At 71.2% G+C, this 22,220-nt stretch carries 17 protein-coding genes; 11 read left to right on the top strand and 6 right to left on the bottom strand.

Annotation, left to right across the window (positions count from 1 at the left end; genetic code table 11):
* Window positions 1-69 precede the first annotated feature (69 nt).
* From MQP27_RS21285 to MQP27_RS21260, 6 genes are all read right to left on the bottom strand, one after another.
* Complete coding sequence (locus MQP27_RS21285; protein WP_242766875.1) at window positions 70-4,245, bottom strand: beta-galactosidase; 4,176 nt, start codon at window positions 4,243-4,245, stop codon at window positions 70-72.
* Between the two features lie 134 nt (window positions 4,246-4,379).
* Window positions 4,380-5,591, bottom strand: a complete 1,212-nt coding sequence (locus tag MQP27_RS21280; RefSeq protein WP_242766874.1) for an ABC transporter substrate-binding protein — start codon at window positions 5,589-5,591, stop codon at window positions 4,380-4,382.
* Window positions 5,592-5,616: 25 nt separating this feature from the next.
* Entirely contained in the window at window positions 5,617-8,127 is a 2,511-nt protein-coding gene (locus MQP27_RS21275; protein WP_242766873.1) for a branched-chain amino acid ABC transporter ATP-binding protein/permease, read from the bottom strand.
* Between the two features lie 12 nt (window positions 8,128-8,139).
* The gene (locus MQP27_RS21270; protein ID WP_242766872.1) at window positions 8,140-9,009 is read right to left on the bottom strand and encodes a branched-chain amino acid ABC transporter permease; all 870 of its coding nucleotides are present in this window, start codon (window positions 9,007-9,009) and stop codon (window positions 8,140-8,142) included.
* A 173-nt stretch (window positions 9,010-9,182) separates the two neighbouring features.
* Window positions 9,183-10,541, bottom strand: coding sequence for an FAD-dependent oxidoreductase (locus tag MQP27_RS21265; protein ID WP_242766871.1), 1,359 nt, complete (start codon window positions 10,539-10,541; stop codon window positions 9,183-9,185).
* A 142-nt stretch (window positions 10,542-10,683) separates the two neighbouring features.
* A complete protein-coding gene (locus MQP27_RS21260) occupies window positions 10,684-11,757 on the bottom strand; it encodes an NAD(P)-dependent alcohol dehydrogenase (RefSeq protein WP_242766870.1) in 1,074 nt (357 codons plus the stop codon).
* Window positions 11,758-11,818: 61 nt separating this feature from the next.
* Here MQP27_RS21260 and MQP27_RS21255 point away from each other — a divergent pair, with 61 nt between their 5' ends.
* From MQP27_RS21255 to MQP27_RS21205, 11 genes are all read left to right on the top strand, one after another.
* Complete coding sequence (locus tag MQP27_RS21255) at window positions 11,819-12,613, top strand: SDR family NAD(P)-dependent oxidoreductase (protein WP_242766869.1); 795 nt, start codon at window positions 11,819-11,821, stop codon at window positions 12,611-12,613.
* 109 nt (window positions 12,614-12,722) lie between these two features.
* The gene (locus MQP27_RS21250; protein WP_242766868.1) at window positions 12,723-13,856 is read left to right on the top strand and encodes an acyl-CoA dehydrogenase family protein; all 1,134 of its coding nucleotides are present in this window, start codon (window positions 12,723-12,725) and stop codon (window positions 13,854-13,856) included.
* A gap of 101 nt (window positions 13,857-13,957) precedes the next feature.
* Window positions 13,958-14,746 (top strand): enoyl-CoA hydratase/isomerase family protein, encoded by a 789-nt coding sequence (locus MQP27_RS21245; protein WP_242766867.1) that lies wholly within the window; start codon window positions 13,958-13,960, stop codon window positions 14,744-14,746.
* Entirely contained in the window at window positions 14,731-15,102 is a 372-nt protein-coding gene (locus MQP27_RS21240; protein ID WP_242766866.1) for a Zn-ribbon domain-containing OB-fold protein, read from the top strand. Before MQP27_RS21245 ends, MQP27_RS21240 begins: the two co-directional genes overlap by 16 nt.
* Window positions 15,099-16,247 (top strand): thiolase family protein, encoded by a 1,149-nt coding sequence (locus MQP27_RS21235; RefSeq protein WP_242766865.1) that lies wholly within the window; start codon window positions 15,099-15,101, stop codon window positions 16,245-16,247. Before MQP27_RS21240 ends, MQP27_RS21235 begins: the two co-directional genes overlap by 4 nt.
* 10 nt (window positions 16,248-16,257) lie before the next feature.
* Window positions 16,258-17,469, top strand: a complete 1,212-nt coding sequence (locus MQP27_RS21230; protein ID WP_242766864.1) for an acyl-CoA dehydrogenase family protein — start codon at window positions 16,258-16,260, stop codon at window positions 17,467-17,469.
* On the top strand, window positions 17,466-18,431 hold the full coding sequence (locus MQP27_RS21225; RefSeq protein WP_242766863.1) for a phosphotransferase family protein: 966 nt from the start codon (window positions 17,466-17,468) through the stop codon (window positions 18,429-18,431). Before MQP27_RS21230 ends, MQP27_RS21225 begins: the two co-directional genes overlap by 4 nt.
* A 12-nt stretch (window positions 18,432-18,443) precedes the next feature.
* Window positions 18,444-19,658 (top strand): acyl-CoA dehydrogenase family protein, encoded by a 1,215-nt coding sequence (locus MQP27_RS21220; protein ID WP_242766862.1) that lies wholly within the window; start codon window positions 18,444-18,446, stop codon window positions 19,656-19,658.
* On the top strand, window positions 19,655-20,431 hold the full coding sequence (locus tag MQP27_RS21215; RefSeq protein WP_242766861.1) for an SDR family oxidoreductase: 777 nt from the start codon (window positions 19,655-19,657) through the stop codon (window positions 20,429-20,431). Before MQP27_RS21220 ends, MQP27_RS21215 begins: the two co-directional genes overlap by 4 nt.
* Entirely contained in the window at window positions 20,428-21,216 is a 789-nt protein-coding gene (locus tag MQP27_RS21210; protein ID WP_242766860.1) for an SDR family NAD(P)-dependent oxidoreductase, read from the top strand. Before MQP27_RS21215 ends, MQP27_RS21210 begins: the two co-directional genes overlap by 4 nt.
* Window positions 21,213-22,151 carry an enoyl-CoA hydratase/isomerase family protein gene (locus tag MQP27_RS21205; protein ID WP_242766859.1) on the top strand — a complete coding sequence of 313 codons (939 nt, stop codon included), beginning with the start codon at window positions 21,213-21,215 and terminating at the stop codon, window positions 22,149-22,151. Before MQP27_RS21210 ends, MQP27_RS21205 begins: the two co-directional genes overlap by 4 nt.
* Window positions 22,152-22,220 lie beyond the last annotated feature (69 nt).

The raw sequence follows: 22,220 nt of genomic DNA, 5'->3' as shown, positions 1-22,220 counted from the left end.
CGGCCCCAGTTGAACGCCTGCGGCGGAGGAGCAAAGCCCTTCCGCCGCAGGCGAGTTACGGTCGCGCGGCTAGCCGCACGTCAGCGTAGGCGTCCCCCAGTCGCCGTGATCGTTGCCGTTGCCGTCCCCGGCGTCACCGACCTTCAGGTCGACGACCTGGGCGCCGCTGATGTCGACGTCGATCGGCACCGCGGCCTGTTTGCCGCGGATCGTCGGCGTGGTCACCAGGGTCTTGCCGTCGGCGATCACGGAGAACGTGACCGTTCCCGCGCCACCCGTCTCGTCGTCGACACCGACGTTCGCCGTCAACCGCGAGCAGTTTCCGGCGAGGTAGAGCTCGACGTCGCTGACCGAGTTGGTGCCCAGGCCCTTGGTGTAGCCGACACCGGCGATCGTGATGGGGCGGCCGTCGCCGGCCGCCTGTTCGCCGACGCTGGTGTCGCGTTCCACCGGGCCCCACCCGTTGGTGGAGGACAGGAACGGCAGGTCGCTCACCGCGCTCTTCCCGGCCGGCGGGGCCGGTGGGATGCCGCCGACGATCCGCTCGTCGGAGCCGGTGGCCTGCCGTCCGGCCTGCCGGTAGTCCACCGTGGCGGTGAGCGCCGAGGCGGAGGGCAGAGTCCCGGCCGGTGGCCGGACCTTCCAGGTGAAGGTGGCCGACTGACCGGAGCGCAGGCGGTCGACGGACGTGGGGCTCGCGGCGCTCACGTCCCAGCCGTCGGGCGCCGAGAGCGCGGCCTTCAGCTGGGAGGCGGCCGGCCGGTCCTTGGGCACCCGTACCGTCGCCCGTGCCGTGAAGGCCTGTTCGGGCTGGGCGGTGTCCGGCACGTCCAGGGTGACGTCCGCTCCCGGACGCTTCGGCATCGCGTAGGTGCGGGCGTCGTAGCGCGGGCTGTCGTTCTGTGCGACGCGCAGGGAGGAGGCGTAGCTGCCGTAGTCGGTGAGGGAGACCTTGCCGAGGCCGCCGGTGCTGCCGTCCAGGTTCCACACGGCGATGGCGATGCTGTTGTGGCCGTTCGGGTTCAGGATGCCGTTGGGGACCGGGAACGTGTCCTGCGGGCCGAGGTAGTTGACGTAGTTGCCGACCTGCCAGCCGTTGACGAAGATCGTGGCCCGGTACTTGCGTGACGGGTCGTCGGTGAAGGTCAGACCGAGCGAGGTGTCCTGGCCGCGCGGCAGGTCCAGTTCGGCGTCGGTGCGGTACCAGGAGACGCCGGGGCGGGTGTCGGTCGCCGGCAGGGACACCTTCTTCCAGGTGTCGTCCGGGTAGCCCGGCAGGGACCAGCCGGCCCGCTCGCCGTACAGGCCGCCCGTCGACAGCGGGCCGCGCACCGTGTCCAGGAGGTCCTCGCCGCCGCGTACGCCCTGCACCCGCCAGGTGACGGAGGTCAGCGGGGCCCCGACGAGGGAGGCGCTGGTCAGACCGCGTGCGGTCTTGTTGCCGTTGGTGGAGTTGTAGTCCTCCTCGTGCCCCATGTTCACGGTGAGCACGGACAGGACGTTGTCGCCCTTGGCCTTCACCGCGTCGGCCGGGAAGGTGAAGTCGGCGCTGCCCGTGGTGGAGCTGCCCAGGAACGTGCCGTTGAGCCAGGCGGAGAACGCCTGTGCGCCGCCGCCGGAGTCCGAGACCAGGTGGACGCCGGTCTCCTTGCCGGTGGCGTGGAAGCGGCCGCGGTACCAGGTGTTGCCGGTGTGGAAGCCGTAGTCGTCCGCGTAGAGGACCGGCAGCTTGTTGATGCCGGAGACGCTGTTGGTGGTCGTCTTGTCGGCCACCTGCCAGGTGGTGTCGTCGAAGCCGGGGGCCGCTTCGGGGGACTCGTCGGCGTGCTTCCAGTTCGTCAGGGCCGGAAGGTGGACCGCGGCGGCCACCGGGATCGTCCCGGTGAGGCTTCCTGTGTCAGTGGTGCGGGTGTTCACCGCCCGTCCGTTCCAGGTGACCTGGCGGGCCGAGGTGAACACCTCGATGTTCTTGTCGTCGGCGTTGTCGCCGGTCAGGGCCACGGTGCGGCCGTCGTTCCGGCTGGTGGCCGTCCGCAGCAGGTGGGTGCCGCGCACGAGCACCGGGCCGCTCGCGGTGTCCTGGCGCCAGAACGTCTCGGCCGTCGCCTTGTCGCCGACGAGCAGGAGGAGCGGGCGCTTTCCGCCGCCGGTGACGCTGACGCGGATCAGGCCCTTGTGGGTGTAGTTGAGGCGCAGGTCGCCGCTGTCCGGGTCCCAGGTGGTCGTGACGGTGCCGCCGTCGGCGGTGACGGTGGGCTTGGAGGAGTAGCGCAGGACACTCTCGCCGTCGCTGCCCGCATCGCCGTACAGGACGGCGACGTCACGGTCGGCGATGGTCGCGTCGGTCATGATCTCCGACGTCGAGTACTGCAACTGCTGGTCCCCGAGCGGGTAGTTGGCCACGATCACGTGCGAGTCGCGTCCGTCCAGCGTGATCGCGGTGCCGGGCTGCTGCGGCACGACCGGATAGGTCGGCTCCTCGGCTGCGGTGCCGGTCGGCACGTCGATGGCGTCGATGGCCACGTAGTTGTCCGTGGATCCCGAGCTGTGGCTCCCCGTGACGACGATCTTCAGCGTGTGGGATCCGCCGGCCAGGCCGGTCTTCTGGAAGAGCACCGCCTGGTTCTCGGAGCCGGAGTCGTCGACCGTGGCCACCTTGTCGCCGTCCAGGTACACGTCGGCGTAGCCGTGGTTGTTCGTCTTCGAGCCGATCCAGCGGATCGCCGTGCCGTCGAAGGGGACGGTGAGCGAGTCGCCGGCCTTGTTGGAGAACGACTCGGTGTGCTTGTAGTCCCCGCCGGTGTAGCTGGTGTCGGCCACGTGCGACCACGAACCGCTGTACTGCAGTGCGGAGTCGGGATCGTCCCAGGTGTAGGTGGTGTCCGTGACGGGCTGGGCGTTGAAGTCCAGCGAGATGTGCGCCTTGTCGACGGCCGTGGAGGTGGAGTTGCCGTGCCGCAGGACGTGGAACTGCGTCTTGGTGTCCGGGTTGATGCGGGCGGTGTCGACGACGGCGGAGTCGTCCGGTGGCGTGGCCCTGATCGCGTCGGTCTTGGTCAGCGGCGCGACCGCCTGCGTGAAGTACCCGATCAGCTTGTCCTCGTAGTACTTCGGATCGAGCTGGCGGGTCTCGCGGATCGCGGCCCCGTAGTCGTACGACGTGTAATTCTGGGGCATGCCCAGCCAGCCCCAGTTGGTGCCGCCGTAGGTCATGTAGAAGCTCTGCGCGGTGGCGCCGACGGCTATATTCTGCTTGTAGAACACGTTGGCGAACTGCTCGTTGATCAGCTGGGCGCACTTGTCGTAGCCCGGCCCGCCCCACGGGTCGAAGGCGCCGCCCTGGAACTCTGGGGAGTACAGCGGCTTTCCGGCCGGGTGGTCGTAGCTGATGTCGGGGACGCCGTTCCACTTCGTCGGGTTGGAACAGTCGAAGCCCTGCGGGTAGGAGTCCGGGCCGTCGACGTCCAGGGCGCCGGTACCGGAGTTGAAGGTGCCGTTGTTGTTGCCGGTCAGCGGTACGGTGATGCCGTCGGCGCGGGCCTTGTCCTCCAGATGCTTCATGTACGAGCGGCCCGCGGCCGAGCCGTCGTAGTACTCGTTCTCGACCTGATAGGCGATCACCGACCCGGTGCCGTTGGTGAGTTGGTGCCGGGCGATGATCCGGTCGATCTGCGTCAGCCACTCGTCGGCGTACTTCAGGAACTCCGGGTCGTCACTGCGGTTGTGCCCGGCCTTGGTCGTCAGCCAGCCGGGCAGACCGCCGCTGTCGACCTCCGCGTTGATGTAGGGCGCCGGGCGGGCGATGACGTAGAGCCCCGCCTCCTCGGCCATGTCGAGCAGCTTGTCGACGTCACGCACGCCGGTGAAGTCGTACACCCCCGGCTTCGGCGAGTGGTAGCCCCAGTCGAAGTACAGCGAGGTGGAGTTGAAGCCGGCGGCCTTCATCTTCTGGAAGATGTCGCGCCACAGGTCCTGGCTCGGGAGCCGGAAGTAGTGGAACTCGCCGGACCACAGGTAGGTGCGTTTGCCGTCGACGAGGAACGAGTAGCCGTCGAAACTCACCGTGTGCGCCTGGGCAGTTGCCCCGGCCACGGTCGCGGGTGCCTGCCCGCCGGTGTCCCGTGCCGCGGCGGGCGCGGTCATGCCCGCGGCGAGGGCGATGGTCGCGGCCGCCGACAGGACCGCCTGCCACCACCGACGCCGGACGGGTCTCGCAGCCTGTGAATCGATCCGGTCACTCCGCACCGCGGCCTCCCTCTCGCCTGAGCAATCAGGATCGAACAGACTCAGGCAAAGTCGAACAGTAAAGCTGGGCAAGGCTCAACACAATGGGGCGGGAGGACGCGGTTGAGGCGAAGTGGCAGAGGACGAGGGGGTGTTCAGTCGCGGGCCGGCGGAGTGTAGAAGTCGCCGACCGATGTCCAGACGCCCTTCTTCACGACCACGCGCTGGACACTGCGCGTGCCGAGATGGTCGCCCGCGCTGAACTTCATCACGGGGGAGACCCCGGGATCCACGGAGGACGCCTTCTGGTACGCGGCGGTCAGGGCCTGGGAGGTGACGGGTCCCTTGATGGTCTTGGCGATCTCGGCGAACACCTTCGCGTTGCTCCAGCCCCACAGGGCGAGGAAGCCGGCGTCCTGACCGGGCTCGTACTTGGCCATCGCTGTCCGGAACTCCTTGACCGCGGGATCCGGGTCCGAGGGAGCCTTCACCAGCTGCACGGCCTTGAGTCCCTCGGCGGCGTCCTTGGCCAGCGCGATCGTCGACTCGGCGGCCACGGGCGCGTACGCGTAGGTGGGCAGGGAGAGTCCCTGGAGCTTGGCCTCCTTGAGGTAGGCCGCCGCCTCGGGGGAGGTGAGGATCACGATGACGGCGTCGGGCTTGTCGGCCTTCACCTTGCTGATCACCGGCGTGTAGTCGGTGGTCTGGTACTTGACCGCCAGCCGGTCCACCCGGACCGACGGGTCCACCTTCTTCGCGACGGGCTCCACCTGCTTGGCCACGTTCACGAAGGCGGCCGGATCGCTGTGCACGACGAGGATCTTCTTCGCACCGTCCTGCACCGCCCAGGAGGCGACGGCCGCGGCCTGGTCCTCGTACAGGGTCTGCGTGCCGAACAGGCCCGGGCGCGGCGGCTCGTACCAGTTCTCGGCGCCGCCGACCTCGTTGAGCACCGGCACCTTGGACTGGTTGAGGACGAACGGGAAGGCCGCCTCCGCCTGCGAGGTCCCGTTGGCGTTCACGATCGCCACGACCTTGTCCTGGCCGACCAGTTCACGCGCGATCTGCACGGTCTGCTGCGGGTCGGCCGCGTTGTCCTTCACCGTCCACTTGATCTTGCGGCCGTTGATGCCGCCTTGCGCGTTGACCATCTTGAAGTAGGCGTCGGCGCCCACCTTTTCGGCCACGCCGTAGGTGGCGGTGGCGCCGGTGAGCGGGAGCCATGCGCCGATGTGGATCTCCGACGAGCTGCCGCCGGTGGCACCGGCGGAGTCCTGGCCGGCGCAGGCGTTGGCGGTGAGCGCCACCGCGGCCAGGACGGCCAGCGATCCCGCGGCGCGGCGGTACCTTCTCGTGGTTCGGAACATGGTTTACCTCGTTCGCAACGGGATGTCAGTTCACCTGGGAGGTCTGGGCGGTGGCCGCCGTGCCGGGGGCGAGGGTCGGGCCGCCGTTGAAGTAGGCCGCTTCAGCCAGGGCCTCGAACGCCGGGTCGCCCGGCCGCCCGTGGACCGCGACGACGCCCTCGTGCAGCACGGCCACCTCGTGGCACACGGACAGGGCCCGGCTGAGGAGCTGTTCGAGCAGGACGACGGTGAGGCCGTCGCGGGCCAGCCCGGACAGCCGGTCGTACACCTCGTCGACCAGCGCGGGGGCCAGGCCCAGTGCCGGTTCGTCGACGATCAGGATGTCCGGGCTCACGATCAGGGCCCGGGCGATGGCGAGCATCTGCTGTTCCCCGCCGGACAGCCCGCCGGCCGGTGCGGACATGCGGTCGCGCAGCCGCGGCGGCAGCCACTGCATGGTCTCTTCCAGCCGTGCGCGCAGCGGGGCGCCGGTGATGCCGGCCGCGTAGGCGGCGACTTCGAGGTTCTCGCGCAGCGACAGCGTCTTGAACAGGGCCCGCCCCTCCGGTGCGAGGCTGGTGCGCAGGGCCCCGGCGGTCTCGCGGTTGCCGTGGGTCGGCGCGAGGGAGCCGTGCAGGATGCCGGCCAGGGTGCTCTTGCCCGCTCCGTTGGCGCCGGCGATGCCCAGCACGACCCCCTGGCGGACGTCGAGGTCGACGTCACGCAGGGCGACCACACCGCCGTAGGCGTGGCCGACACCGTGCAGCCGGACCATGCTCCGCCCGCCGGTGTGCTCGGGCGGCCGGGTCCGGCCCTCGACACTGCCCAGGTACGACGAGCGCACCTCGGGATCCTGCAGGACGGTGTCCGGGGTGCCCTCGCCGATCGTGCGGCCGAAGTCGAAGGCGAGCACCCGGTGGGCGACGGAGAAGAGGTCGTCGAGGACGTGGTCGATGACGACGACGGCGGTGCCGTCGGCGTGCAGTCGCCGGATGTGCCCGGCCAGCAGGGCCCGTTCGCCCGCGTCGAGGCCGCCGAACGGCTCGTCCAGGACAAGGAGTTGAGGTTCCTCGGCCATCGCGCGGGCCAGGTCGAGGCGCTTTTGCAGGCCGAAGGGAAGCTCCGCGGGCCGGCGGTCGGCGACGTCCGCCAGGCCGACGGAGTGCAGCAGCCGCGCGACCTCGGCCCGGCGCCGGGGGGTGATCCGGCGGCGGGTGCACAACACGTTCTCCGCGACGGTGAGTTCGGAGAAGACCTCGGCGTGCTGGAACGTGCGGCCGATGCCCATCCGCCGCCGCGCGGTCGCCCTGGCCTTGAGCAGCGGCCGGCCGGCGAAGTCGGCGGTCCCGCTCACCCGCCCGTTGCCGGTCAGCCCTGACAGGGCGTTCAACAGGGTAGTTTTTCCGGCCCCATTGGGACCGATGACAGCCAAGATCTCGTTCTGACGAAGGGTGAGGGAGGCGTCCTCAAGAGCTTTGAGGCCGCCGTAGGAGACGGACACATGCTCCAGGTTCAGCAGTACGGGGCCACCGGTCGGGGCCGGAGCCTGGTTCGGAGAGGGGTCCGCAGGCGTTTCGGCGTGCGGCCGTCGCGGAACGCGCCGCAACAGAGTGCGCGCCGGCTTGGCCAGGAACGGTACGACCCCACCGGGCAGGAACAGGAGTACGGCGATCAGGACGATGCCCTGCACGACCGGCTGGGGCAGTCCGACCGCGGAGGACAGCGAGGGGTTCCAGGTGAGGTAGATCCCGCCGGCCACCGCGCCGAGGATCGTGCCGACCCCGCCGAGGACGCAGGCCGCGATCAGCGAGATGCCGAAGTTGAGCGAGAAGGGATCAGGGCTGACGAAGCCGGTGAGCAGCCCGAGCAGTACGCCCGCGAAGCAGGTGCACGCCCCGCTCACCGCGAAGGACAGTGAGGACTGGGCCTCCGGCGCGATGCCGATCGTACGGGCGGCCAGGGGATGCGACTTGGCGGCCACGAGCCGCATCCGCAGCCCCGAGGCGGCGGCCGGTACGGCGAGCGCGAGGACGACGGCCGCGGCGCCGACCGCGAGGTACTGCGCCTCCGTGCTGCCACCCAGGACCGTGCCCAGACCGAGTCCGCTGCGCAGTTGGAGGACCGGTACTCCCTGGTCGCCGCCGGTGACGCTGCTCCAGCGGTTGATCAGTTCCAGGGTCACCATGGTGAAGGCGAGGGTCAGCAGGGCGATGTAGAGCACCGAGAAGCGGGCACCGGCGTATCCGAGGAAGGCGCCCAGGGCGGCGCCGGTGGCGACGGCGCCGAGGATCACCGCTTCCAGGGGCCAGTCGTGGCCGCTGCCGTACGCGGCGAAGTAGGCGCCGATGGCGAAGAACGCGGGGTGGCCCACCGACCAGATGCCGGACCAGCCGGCGAGCAGGCCGACCGACAGCACGACGACCGCGTACACGGCCGCGAGTCCCACCGAGTACATCTGGTAGGCGGGGATGGCGCCGGAGGCCATGAACACCATGAGCACCGCGCCGGCCGCCGGGCCCAGGGCGGCCCTCGCCAGGAGGGAACGGTTGAAGACCATGGACGCGACCCCTCAGACCCGTTGGAAGGTGCGGGTGCCGAACATGCCCTGGGGCCGGATCAGCAGGACCAGCACGGTGAACGAGAACACGAACGTGTCCCGGAAACTGGCGGAGATGTAGTTCGCCGCCATGTTGTCCAGCACGCCGATGGTCAGACCGCCTACGACAGCGCCGTACATGCTGGTCAGGCCGCCGAGGAAGATGCCGGCGAAGGCCCGGAACAGGGGTGCGACCAGCGCGGTGGGCACCAGGCCTGAGCGAGGTGCGTACAGGCAGGCGGAGAGTGCGGCGAGGCCTAGGCCCAGCGCCCAGGAGATCCTGGCCAGGCGCTGCGAGCTCAGGCCGACCACGCGGGCCGTGTCGGCGGACTCGGCCGCGGCGCGCATGGCGGAGCCGAGCGTGGTGCGGGTGAAGAGATAGCCGACCAGGGCCATCGCGACGGCGGCGACGGCGATCGTCAGCAGGCTCTGGACCGGCAGCGCGGCACCGGACCAGCGCACCGACCCGTCGATCAGGTTCGGGAACGACTTCGGCTGGTTGCCCCAGATCGATCCAGCCACGCTCTCGGCGATCAGGGACACGCCCATCGTCACGACGAGGGCGGAGAACAACTGGCCCTGCCCCAGCGGCCGGATCACCGCCTCCCGTACCACCAGGCCCGCAGTGACGGTGATGACGACGGCGGCGAGGACGCCGAGCAGCGTCGCCACCCCGCGGTCGTGGAGCGAGAGCGCCACGTACAGGCCCAGGGTCGCCAGCGAGGCCATCGCGAAGTTCACGACGTCCGTGGCCCGGTAGATGATCACCAGCCCGAGGCCCATGAGGCCGTACACGGCTCCGCTGGCCACTCCACTGACCAGGACAAGCAGGAACTGACTCACAGTCGCTCCCTCCGAGAAGGGCGCGTTCGCGCCATGCGTGCGGGAAGCATGATCACCTCACGGACCACAGAGTTAAAGTGAACTCAATTCAGTAAGCTAGGCGCGCGGGCGCCGGGTGGGCAAGACTCGTGCACGGGATTTGTGCGGCCATCCGAAGCCGGTGGCCGGAGAGGTCAGCGGCCGACGGGCGCCGGCGTCTCGCCGAGCGCGGTGCGGGCCGCCGCCAGGCCGAAGACCAGGGCGGGGGCGAGGCCGCCCGCGTAGGCGCGCCGGTACAGCCCGCCCGCGTCGGCGCCCGCCGCGAGCAGGCCCGGAACCGGAGCCTGGCCGGACGACTCCGCGGACAGGACATGCGCCCCGGCGTCGATCAGCAGGCCGCCGAAGGTGAACGTGATCGCCGGAGCCGCCTCGACGACATAGAACGGCGGCTCGTCCAGAGGCAGGCGGTCGAGGAGGCGGCCGGGGGCGAGGCTCCCGCCACCGCTCACGGCGGCGTTGAACTCCTCGATCCGGTCCCGGATCGTGGCGCCGGGATAGCCCCACTCCTCGGGCATCGACGCGAAGTCCTCCAGACTCTCCGCGACCGCGGCACGGGCACCGGCGCGATGGCACAGCTGGAACTTGTCCACGCCGGGGATACCCTCCACGTACGAGGCGCTGATCCACTCCCGGTGCACCCGTGCGTCGGCGACCAACAGGCCGCGCGCCCGGGGCCGTTCGAGCAACGCCATCGTGGTGAGGTGGTCCCCGATCGTCTCGTCCACGAACCGCTCGCCCGTCGTGTCGAACAGCAGGGCGTGCTCGCTGTAGTAGAGCGCCAGGTCCACGAAGCGCGCCGGGTCGGCGAGGCAGACCCCGGCCGGCATCAGATGGCCGTATAAGCCCGCATCCTTCCTGCCGAACGCCGCGCCCGCCGTACGGCCGAGCCGAAGACCGTCACCCCGGCTGTGCGGGTTGGCGCGCAGCCCGATGTCAGCGGCCTGCGGATGCACATGCTCGGCGCGCAGGCCGGGATCGCCCTGGAAACCCCCGCTCGCCAGCAGGGTCCAGGTGGCCTCGACCCGGCGCGCGGAGCCGTCCGGCAAAAGGAGTTCCGCACCCTTGACCACGCCGTTCTCCATCAGGAGGGAGCTGGTCCAGGTGCCCGTCAGCACTTCCTGGCCCCGGTCGCGGATCAGCCGCTCGCAGGTGTCCAGGTAGTGGTTCGTGTCGACCTGGTGACCGCGGCCGAAGCCCAGCACCGGCACCGGCGGCCGGCACTCCACGCCCAGCGACCGGATCCAGTCGACGCCATCGGCGAACCCGTCCACGAGGGCGGTGGTCAAATCCGGGTCGCCGTCCGGGTTGACGCGGCGCATCTCCTCGAGGCTCGGCGCCGTCCATACGAAACCGGCGAAGCGCGCGGAGCCGCCGGTACGCTCCGCCTTCTCCACCAGGGCCACGGTGCCGCCCTCGGCAGCCACCCGGGCGGCCGCCGACAGGCCGGCCATGCCGCCGCCGATCACCAGCAGATCCACAGTCTCCGCACCCATAGCGGGTCCCACCACCTTCGCGTGTCGTCGAACGCAACAAGACGCTAATTGAACTCACTTCTGGAGTCGAGAGGTCGGCGGGCGCGGGGTTGGACAGTATGATTTTCGGCCGCATCGGTGGTGTCGGCCGGCCGGGACAGCCTCAGTCGGGGACCAGGACTGCCCGCCCCCGCACCGCCTCGGAGCGGAGCCTCGCGATCGCCTCCGCCGCGCCGGACAGCGGGAACTCCTCGACGCGCACCCGCAGGGAACCCGCACGGGCCAGGGCGACCACCGCTTCCAGCTCGGGCCGGGTCCCCCAGAAGGGGAGTGAGACCCGTGTCCCTGGAGGCAGTGCGCCGGGCTTGCGGATCACCAGCTGCCCGCCGCCGCTGCCCACCACGGCCAGCTCCCCGCCCGCTCGCAGTACCCCCGCCGCCAGTTCCATGGTGGAACCGTTCCCGACGAAGTCGAGTACGGCCGCGGCCCCGACCCCGCCCGTCCGGCCCCGCAGGACCGCCGCGGTGTCGGGTCGCAGGAGTGTCGCGAAGTGCGCACCGCACTCGCCGGCGAGTGCGAGGGCTTCCGCGCGTACGTCCACCGCCAGCACCTGCGCGTTCGTCGTGGCGCGCAGGATCTGGACGGCCAGATGCCCCAGCCCGCCGACGCCGAGGATCACCACGCACGCACAGGGGTCGTCGCCGAGCGCGGACCGGACCGACGCGACGGCGTGATACGCGGTGAGCCCGGCGTCCGACAGTGGTGCCGCCTGGGCGGCGGCCAGGTCGCCCACCGGTACGAGGAGCCGCTTGGACGGTACGAGCATCAGGTCGGCCATCCCGCCGTTGCGCCCGAGGCCCGCTCCCGTACCGACGCCGTCCGCGTCGAGCGCCGTGCGTCGATCGCAGTAGTTCTCCGCCCCGGCCGCGCAGCGTGCGCAAGTGCCGCAGCCCCAGGGGCCGTAGACGACCACGCGCTCGCCGATGGTCGGACCCGCGGCCTCCGGGCCTCGCTCCACCACCCGGCCTGCGACCTCGTGGCCGAGCGTGAAGGGAAGCCGGTAGGGGAGAACGCCGTCGCGTGCGTCGATCACGTGGAGGTCCGAACGACAGATGCCGGCCGCCTCCACCTCGATCAGGACCTCTTCGCCCGTGGGAACGGACCGGGTCGACTCGGTGAGGGTCGGCGGGCCGCCCCAGCGGGTGAGTCGGAGTGCTCTCGTCCTGCCTGTTGACATACAAGGCACAGTAACAAAAATGAAGTCAGTTCAGTAAACGGATGCGGGGTGGTGGACGTGCATGGGCGATGAGCACACGGGACGCTTCGACGGGCGGATCGCACTCGTCACCGGCGCGGGATCCGGCATCGGCGCGGCGGTCGCCCGACGACTCGCCGAGCAGGGGGCTGAAGTCTTCGCCGCGGACATCGACGGCCCGGCTGCGGAGGCCGTCGCGAAGGAACTGCGCAAAGCCCGCCCGCTGATGCTCGACGTGGCCGAAGCCGCACAGGTCGACCAGGCTTTCGATGAGGTCGTACGGCAGCACGGGCGGCTCGATGTCCTGGTGCACGCGGCCGGGGTCGATGACCCCACGGCGAAGGAGTGGATCGCCGAGGCCCTGGTCGCGGACCGGCCGCCGGAGGTGACGGCCCGGCTCGGCGACGAAGCCTGGCGGCGCGTCATGCGCGTCAACCTGGACGGCACCTTCCACGTTCTGCGGGCGGCCCTGCGGGTCATGGCGCCGCGCCGATCCGGAGCCGTCGTCACCGTCGGCTCCTCCTCGGCCTTCGACGCACAGGCCGGCTATTCGCACTACGCGGCCTCGAAGGCGGGCGCGCACGCGCTGAGCCGGTCCGTCGCCAAGGAGGCCGTCGCGTTCGGCGTCCGCGTCAACACCGTCGCGCCGGGGCCGACCGAGACGGGCATGGCCGCGCGGACACCCGCGGCGCTGAGGCAGGGCTTTGCCGATCCGCGGGTCCGGCCGTACGCGACACCGGAGGAGATCGCCGACATCGCTCTGTTTCTGGCGAGCGAGGAGGCGGCGAACCTCGTGGGGGCCGTGCTGCTGGCGAATGGCGGGCGGTTCACGGTTTGAGAGCTCATCTGCTCGTGGATCGCTCCGGGCGGTCCTGGTCCGTCGCGGCGAAGCCGCACATGGACCCGGCCCCGCGCTCCCCAGGTGGGTGCAATCGAAGGAGGCTTGGATGTTCCAGCTCGTTGCGGATCCCGCGATGCTGGCGGAGACCGAAGAGCAACGCCAACTGAGGGCTGTCCTGCGGGACTTCCTCGCCGAGACCTGCGGGCCCGAGGAGGTCCGCCGGCAGATCGACAGCCCTCGCGGACATGACCGGGTGCTGTGGGACCGCCTCGCCGCCGAGATAGGCGTCCACGGCCTTGCCGTGCCCGAGGAGTACGACGGTGCCGGCTACACCTTCGCCGAGCTTGCCGTGGCGCTGGAGGAGACCGGGCGCGTGCTGTGCCCCGCGCCGCTGCTCAGCACGGTCGTACTCGCCGGACACGCCCTGCTCGCCGCCGGCGACAGGCAGGCCTGCGCGCGCTGGCTGCCGGGCATCGCCGCAGGAGCGCTCACGGCGACGGTCGCCGGGTTCCTGCAGCCCGCGGACGTCACCGCCGAACGCGGCCCGGACGGCTGGGTACTGCGGGGCGAGACCGACTTCGTGCCCGACGGAGAGGACGCCGGGCTACTCCTGGTCGCGGCGCGGGCACCGGACGGGGAGCGGCTGTTCGCCTGCGAGCCGGACGGAGCGACCTGCGACCGGATCGCCCGCAAGGTCCTCGACCCCACCCGCCGCCAAGCATGTGTACGCCTCCGGGGGCAGTCCGCCGAACCGGTCGGCGAGCCCGGACAGGCGGCGGAAATCGTCGACGCCGTCCTCGACGTCGGACGGGTGGCGCTGGCGGCCGAGCACGTCGGCGGCAGCGCGCACGCACTGGACGAGCTGCTCGCCCACCTCTCCCAGCGGACCCAGTTCGGCCGCGCCATCGGCTCCTTCCAGGCGGTCAAGCACCGGCTCGCCGACCTGCTCGTCGAGGTCGAGGGAGCGCGGTCGGCAGCGGCGTATGCGACCGCCTGCCTCGCCGGAGCGGCGCCGGAACTCCCCGTGGCGGCGAGCGCGGCGGCGGTGGCCTGCACTGGCGCCTACCGACTGGCCGCCACCGAATACGTCCAGCTCCACGGCGGAATCGGCTTCACCTGGGAGCACCCGGCCCACCTCTACGTCCGCCGGGCGCGCGCCGACGAGGCCCTGTTCGGCACGGGTGACGACCACCGGCGGCGCCTGGCCGGGCTGCTCGGTCTCACCGGCCGAACCGGCTGACCGCTCGGCACCGCTCGCAGCGGTTGCCGCTCCCGATCCATTGACAGGGGCATCTATCGCCCACAGAATCGAACTCAATTCAGTTCAGTTTGGAGGAGCTCATGGCAGTCGAGGACGAGATCCAGTTCGAGCGCGACGGTCACGTGGCGCGGGTCTGGCTGAACCGCCCGCACAAGAAGAACTGCGTGACCGTGTCGATCCTCAATCGGCTGGACGAGATCATCACCGAGGTCGACGCCGACCCCGAGCTGCGCGTGCTGATCCTGCGCGGCCGAGGCAACACCTTCTGCTCCGGGTTCGACCTGGACAGCCTCAAGGCCGACTTCGTCGGCAGGTCCAACGCCATCGACGTCGCCGTGCTGTCGGCCAAGGTCTGCGACCGGCTCTACTCGATGAAGACACCGTCGATCGCCGTGCTCGAAGGCCATGTCACCGCGGGCGGCTTCGAGTTGATGATCTCCTGCGACTTTGCGATCGCCGCGGACGACGCCCTGATCGGCGACTTCCACATCCGCCGCGCGCTGTTCGGCGGCGCCGGACCGATCTACCGGGTGCCGCGCATGATCGGAGTGCGCAAGACGAAGGAGCTGATGCTCACCGGCAAGCTGCTCACCGGCGTCGAGGCCGCCGAGTTCGACCTCGTCAACGCCTCGGCGCCCGCGGACAAACTCGACGCCACCGTCGAGGAGTTCGCCGACCAGCTCATCGACAAGAGCCCCTTCACCATGTGGATCACCAAGATGACCATCGACCGCAGCCTCGACGCCGACATCCAGTCGCTCATGGTCATGGAGCACCTCGCGGTCGGCGTGATGCTCAACTCCGAGGACGCTGCGGAAGGTGTGTCGGCCTTCCTGGAGAAGCGGGAGCCGCAGTGGAAGGGCCGCTGACCGCACAGCCGGAGAGCGGGGGCCGGCTGCACGGCTCCCGGTGCGCCGACTGCGCGGTGGCCACCTACCCGGCAGGCCCTGCGTGTCCGCGCTGCGGGGGAGAGGCCGAACCGGTCGAGCTCTCCGGCACGGGCACCCTGTGGACCTGGACCGTGCAGCGGTACGCGCCCAAGTCGCCGCCGTACGTCCCACCCGCCGCCGGCTTCACCCCGTTCACCGTCGGATACGTCGAACTGCCTGAAGGAGTACGGGTCTTGGCCGCCCTCGACATCCGGCCCGAGGACGCCGAGATCGGCATGCCGGTGACGCTCGCCGCGGGCACCGGCGTTCCCCGGGGCCACCGGAGCGTCGTATGAGCGGCGAGGAGGTGCTCGTCTGCGGCGCCGGGATCACCTCCTTCGCCCGCACCGAGGCGAGCGGCCGGCAGCTGGCCGTGCAGGCCGTGCGAGCCGCTCTCGCCGACGCCGGACTGCCCTGGTCCCGGGTGCGGGCCGCCTACGGCGGCAGCGATGCCGCCGGCAACGCCGACACCCTGGTCGCCGAACTCGGCCTGACCGGAGTGCCGTTCACCAACGTTCGCAACGGCTGCGCGACCGGCGGCAGCGCACTGGTCGCGGCCACGAACGCGATCCGCTCCGGGGCAGCGGACGTGGCCCTCGCCGTCGGCTTCGACAAACACCCGCGCGGCGCCTTCGACCCGCGGCCCGCCGACTGGGGGCTCGACGAGGCCTACGGCCACGACGGACTGATGGTCACCACCCAGTTCTTCGCCATGAAGATCCAGCGCTACATGCACGACCACGGCATCAGCGCCCGCACCCTCGCCATGGTCGCCGAGAAGGCGTACGCCAACGGCGTGCTCACCCCGCACGCCTGGCGCCGCAAACCGCTCGACGCGGCCGAGATCCTGGCGTCCGGCCTGGTCAACGACCCCCTGACCCGCTACATGTTCTGCTCGCCCGGCCAAGGCGCCGTCACCCTCATCCTCTGCAACCGCGCCGTGGCCCGCGAACTCGCCGGAACCCCGATCACGCTGCGTGCGGCGGCCGTACGCACCCGCCGCTTCGGCTCCTTCGAGGTGTTCAGCCCCTGGGCACCGACCGGGACACCGACCAGCGTGAGCGCGGACGCCGCTCAAGCCGCCTTCGAGGAGGCCGGACTGGGCCCGGGCGACATCGACGTCTGCCAGCTGCAGGACACCGAGAGCGGTGCCGAGGTGATGCACCTGGCCGAGTGCGGATTCTGCGAGCACGGCGAACAGGAATCGCTCATCCCCTACGGCGCGACCCGCATCGACGGCTCGCTGCCGGTCAACACCGACGGCGGCTGCATCGCCAACGGTGAACCCATCGGCGCCTCCGGCCTGCGCCAAGTCTACGAAGTCGTACAGCAGTTGCGCGGCCGAGCCGGTGAACGCCAGGTCTCGGACGAGCCGTCGACCGGATTCACCCACGTGTACGGAGCCCCGGGCGTCAGCGCCTGCACCGTGCTGACCCGCTGAGAGGAGGATCATGGACGGCATACCCGGCCTGGACGAGTTCCGCGCCGAGGCCCGCCGCTGGCTCAAGGGCGTGGCACCACCGCGCTCCGCCCGCCAGGAGTGGGGCAGCGGCGACGACTCGGTGGCCGTCTTCGAGAACCGGACGGAGGCCGAGGAGCGCGAGCACACGGACCGGACACGGGACTGGGAGCGCACCCGCTACGACCAGGGGTGGGGTGCGCTCGCCTGGCCGCCGGAGTACGGGGGGCGCGAACTGCCAGTCCACTACGAGCGGTTGTACCGCTCGGAGGAATCCGCTTTCGACGTGCCGCGGCGCACCGAGGTCTTCCCGGTCACCCAGCAGCTCGTCGCCCCCGCCGTCCGTATCTGGGGCACCGAGGAGCAGCGGCGGCGCTGGCTGCGGCCCATGCTCCGCACCGACGAACTCGCCTGCCAGCTGTTCTCGGAGACCGAGGCGGGCTCGGACCTCGCCGCCGTCCGCACCCGTGCCGTACGGGACGGCGACGGGTGGGTCCTGAGTGGCCACAAGGTCTGGACGTCCGGCGCCCGGGTCGCCACCTGGGGCGTCGCGGTCTGCCGCACCGACCCGGACGTGCCCAAGCACGCGGGCATCACGGTCTTCCTGGTTCGCATGGACGCGCCGGGTGTCACCGTACGGCCCATCCGGCAGATGACCGGCGGCTCCAGCTTCAACGAGGTCTACCTGGACGACGTGTTCGTCCCCGACGCTGACCGGCTCGGCCCGGTCGGCCAAGGCTGGCGGGTCACTCTCACCGTGCTGGCCGCCGAACGCCTCGACTCCGGCGTCCTCGGCCTGGACAACGCCGACCGCGCCCTCGCACTCGCCCGGCACCTGCCCCGCCCGCTCACCGGCGGCGAAGAGCAGCAGGCGGCCGACCTGTACGTCCGCGCCCTCGTGCAACGGCTCACGGGACTGCGCGTGACATCGGCACTCGCGGCCGGCCGCGAACCCGGCGCCGAGGCCTCCGTCGGCAAGCTCCACGCCACCGCCACCATGCGCGCCACCACCGACCTCGTCCAGCAACTCCTGGGGCCACGCCTGGCCGCCGACACGGGGGAGTGGGGCACCTACGCCTGGACCGAGCACCTGCTCGGCGCGCCTGGCTACCGCATCGCGGGCGGCAGCGACGAGATCCAGCGCAACATCCTGGCCGAGCGCGTACTGGGGCTGCCCAAGGAGCCGAAGGGAGAGGGGCGTTGAGCACCACAACCGAGACGAACGAACTCGCGCGACGGGTCCGTGAGCGACTCGCCGACCGACACCAGTCCCTCGGCGAACTGCACCCCCTGCCCGGCGGCCACTCCGGGCTCACCTACTCCATCACGGCAGGACCGGCGTCGTACGTCGTCAAAGCGGTACCACCCGGCCAACGCCCCGTCGGCCGCAACGACGTCCTGCGCCAGGCCCGCATCCTGCGCGCACTCGCCGACTCACCGGTGCCCGTCCCCGGCGTCGTCGCCGTCGACGAGAGCGAACCGGCCTGGTTCGCCATGGAGTTCGTGGACGGAGAGGCGATCGAGCCGGTCCTCGACGAGCACCGACTCGATCCCGAGCTGTGCCGCAGCCGGATGCTGGCCCTGCCTGACGTCCTACGGGACCTGCACGGCTGGACGAAGACCGAGGCCGTCGAACCGCTGGACCCGGCAGGGGAGTTGGAGCGATGGAGCCGCACCATGCGCGCGGTGCCGTCCGAACTCCGCCCCGGAGCCGAGGACGTCCTGCAAGCCCTGGCCGCCCGCATCCCCGACAGCATCCCGCCCACCCTCGTCCACGGCGACTTCCGCCTCGGCAACGTCCTGTGCCGGGGCGACCGCCCGGCCGCCGTCATCGACTGGGAGATCTGGGGATACGGCGACCCGCGCATCGACCTCGCCTGGTTCCTGCTCTTCGCCGACCACCGCAACTTCCCCCGGGTGGGCCGTGCCGTCCCCGGCCTGCCCGGCGAGGAAGAACTGCTCACCGCCTATCTCGACGGCCGACCCGAGCCCCCCGCCTTCGACTGGTTCCGCGCCCTGGCCCGCACGAAGATGGCCGCGATCATGGGCCACAACCTGCGCAGGCACCGCGAGGGCAAGCACCACGACCCCGACCAGGAGCGGCTGCCCCCGACCATCGCGGCGATGATCCGCGCGGCCGGCGACATCCTCGCCCCACGGTCCTGAAGGAGTACCGTCATGGATTTCGGACTCTCGCCGAGGGCCGACGAACTCCGCTCGCGCATGGCCGCGTTCATGCACGAGTACGTCCTGCCCGCCGAGCCCGTCTACGACCGCCAGCTCGCCGAGGCGGACGATCCGCATCAACTGCCGCCGGTGATGTACGAGTTGAAGGAGAAGGCGCGCGCCGAGGGCCTGTGGAACCTCTTCCTCGCGCACGGCGACCGGGGCGCCGGCCTCACCAACCTCGAATACGCGCCGCTCGCCGAGCTGGCCGGACGGTCGATCATCGGCCCCGAGGTGTTCAACTGCTCCGCCCCCGACACCGGCAACATGGAACTGCTCGCGCTCTTCGGCACACCCGAGCAGCAGGACCGCTGGCTGCGGCCGCTGCTGGACGCCGAGATCCGGTCCTGCTTCGCCATGACCGAACCCGAGGTTGCCAGCTCCGACGCCCGCAACATCCGTACCCGGATCACCCGCGACGGCGACGAGTACGTCGTCAACGGCCACAAGTGGTACACGTCCGGGATCCTCGACCCCGACTGCCGGCTGATCATCCTCATGGGCGTCACCGACCCGGACGCACCGACGTACCGGCAGCAGAGCATGCTGCTCATCCCCCGGGACACCCCCGGCATCACCGTGCTGCGCGACCTGCCGATGTTCGGCTACACCGACCGCTGTGGCCACGGTGACGTGCTCTTCGAGGGCGTACGAGTGCCTGCGTCGGCGCTGCTGGGCGGCGAGGGGGAGGGATTCGCCCTGGCGCAGGGGCGGTTGGGGCCGGGCCGCATGCACTACGCCATGCGTGCCGTGGGATTCGCCGAGCGCGCACTGGAGTTGATGTGCCGCCGCACCCTGACCCGCACCGCCTTCGGTGGCCCCCTCGCCGAACGGGGTGTCGTGCGCGAGTGGATCGCCCGCAGCCGCATCGAGATCGAGCAGCTGCGGCTGTTGGTCCTCAAGTCGGCCTGGCTGATGGACACATCGGGCAACGCGGCCGCCCGCACCGAGGTCGCCGCGATCAAGGTGGCGGCGCTGGAGGTCGCGCACCGGGTGGTCGACCGGGCCGTCCAGGCGCACGGCGCGGCCGGGGTCAGCGACGACACCGTACTGGCCCGGCTGTACGCGATCACGCGGGCGCTGAGGATCGCCGACGGCCCGGACGAGGTGCATCTGCGGACGGTCGCCCGGCGTGAACTGGCCAAGTATCCCGAGGAGTCGGCGTGAACGGGCAGGAACTGGAGGGACAGGTCGCCCTGATCACCGGCGGCTCGCGGGGCATCGGACTCGGCATCGCGCGGGCCTACCGGGAGGCGGGCGCGCATGTGGTGATCGCAGCCCGGAAACCGGACGGCCTGGCCTCGGCGCGGGAGGAACTGCTGAGGATCAAAGGCGACGGTGAGGTCCACGAGGTCGTCGCCAACGCCGGCGAACCGGAGGACGCCGAACGCTGTGTCGAGGAGACCGTGACCCGCTTCGGCCGCGTCGATGTCCTGGTCAACAACGCTGCAACCAACCCCTACATGGGCGATCTCCTCGACCTCGACCTGCCGCGCGCGGAGAAGACGGTACGGGTCAACCAGTACGGCATGGTCGCCTGGACCCGGTGCGCGTGGCGGGCGTGGATGCGGGAGCACGGCGGTGCGGTCGTCAACATCGCCTCCGTCGGCGGACTGATCGTCGACCCTCACATCGGCTGGTACAACGCCACCAAGGCGGCCATGCTGCACATGACGCGGCAACTCGCCTACGAACTCGGGCCGAAGGCGCGGGTGAACGCGATCGCGCCCGGGCTGATCAAGACCGAACTGGCGCGGGCCGTCTGGGAGCCGAGAGAGCCGATCCTGACGGGGAAGCTGCCGCTGCGCAGGCTGGGAACCGTGGAGGACGTGGCTCACGCGGCCCTCTTCCTGGCGTCCGAGTCCTCGTCCTGGATGACCGGGCAGACGCTGGTACTGGACGGCGGGGCGACCGTGCTGCCGATCGGGGTGGACGAGTGACCCCCGCTCCGGCCCCGGCTGCGGCGGCGGAGTTGTTCTCGCTGCGTGGGCGGACCGCCGTGGTCACCGGGGCGTCGTCCGGGCTCGGGGCCCGGTTCGCCGCTGTCCTCGCCTCGGCCGGCGCCACCGTCTTCGCCGCGGCCCGCCGACTGGAGCGGTTGAAGGAGCTCGCCGACGAGGATCCGCGTATCCATCCGGTGGTCTGCGACGTCTCGCGGGAGACCGACCGGGTGCGGCTGATGGAGACGGCGCGCGACGAGAGCGGCCGCCTCGACGTCCTCGTCAACAACGCGGGCGCGCCCGGTGCCGTACGTGCCGAGGAGGAGAGCGCCGAGGACTTCGCGAAGGTCCTGGCCGTGAACCTTGTGGCGCCCTTCCACCTGGCACGGCTCCTCGCCGAAGCGCCGGAGCACGACAACCGTCGCACGCGATCGGTCGTGAACGTCTCGTCCGTGCTGGGCCTGGTCTCCGGTGCCCCCATGGGCGGCGCGGCCTACGCCGCCTCCAAGGCCGGGCTCATCGGGCTCACCCGTGAGCTGGCGGGACAGTGGGGCGGGTCGGGAGTACGGGTCAATGCGCTGGCGCCCGGCTGGTTCCGCTCGGAGATGACCGAGGAACTGTTCGCCGACGAGCGGTCCCGGCGGTGGGTCGAGCGGGGAGCCATGGTGGGGCGTGGGGGCGAGCCGGGAGAACTGGACGGTGCCCTGCTCTATCTGGCGTCGGACGCGTCCTCGTACTGCACCGGACACGTCCTCACCGTGGACGGCGGGTGGACGGCGCGATGAAGGCCGACGACGTTGCGATGAGGGTCTGTGTCGAGGTCGACGGCGACGGGCTGGCGCGGGTCGAGATGTGCCGGGGGTCGGGCAACGCGATCGACCTGGCGATGGCCCGGGCACTGCTGGAGGCCGCGCGGGAGTGCGAGAAGGCGGGGGCGCGGGCGGTACTGCTCACCGGGCGGGGGCGGTCCTTCTGCGTCGGCGGTGACCTGAAGGAGTTCGCCGCGCTGCCCGAGGAGCGCCTGACGGGACACCTCGCGGAGGTCACCGACGCACTTCACGGCGCGCTGCGGATCCTCGCCGGGCTGGACGCTCCGCTGGTGGTCGCCGTGCAGGGGGCCGTCGCCGGGGCCGGGGTGGGGCTCGTGGCCGCGGCGGACGTCGGTATCGCAGCGCCCGACGCCGGCTTCACGGCCGCGTACACCGCGATCGGGTACACGCCGGACGCCGGGGTCAGCTGGTCGCTGCCCCGGCTGGTCGGGCCCCAACGGGCCGCGGACCTGCTACTGACCAATCGCCCCGTTACGGCTGCCGAGGCTCTGCAGATGGGTCTGGTGAGCCGGGTCGTCGAGCCGGAGCGGCTGCTGGCGGAGGCAGTGCAGACGGCGGGGGCGCTGGCCCGCGGCGCCACGGCGGCGTACGGGGCGACACGGAGGCTGGTCCGGCGGGCGCTCGCCACGGGCCTCGACGAACACCTCGACGCGGAGGCGCGTGAGCTGGGCGCCGCGGCGGTGTCGGGGGAGGGGCGGGAAGGTGTGGCGGCGTTTCTGGCCGGGCGTCGGCCCGATTTCACGCGGCGCGCGAGCGTACCGCTCAAGACCGGACCGCCTGGGTCGGCATCGCCCGAGTCGCCGCACCTCGAACCGCCACGCCCCGGACCACCGGGCTCCGCGCCGCCGCGCCCGATGCGGCCCGGCCCCACCCCTCGGGACGGTGCCTGATGGACCCGCCCGGTGCTCGATTCGTACCCGACTTGAACTTGGGTCTACTCTCGGACGACCGAACGGTGA

The organism is Streptomyces cylindrosporus, assembly GCF_022698165.1.
Classification (GTDB): Bacteria; Actinomycetota; Actinomycetes; order Streptomycetales; family Streptomycetaceae; genus Streptomyces; species Streptomyces cylindrosporus.
The sequence above is the reverse complement of the archived record's forward strand: the minus strand, read 5'-3'. Positions and strand labels throughout refer to the sequence as shown.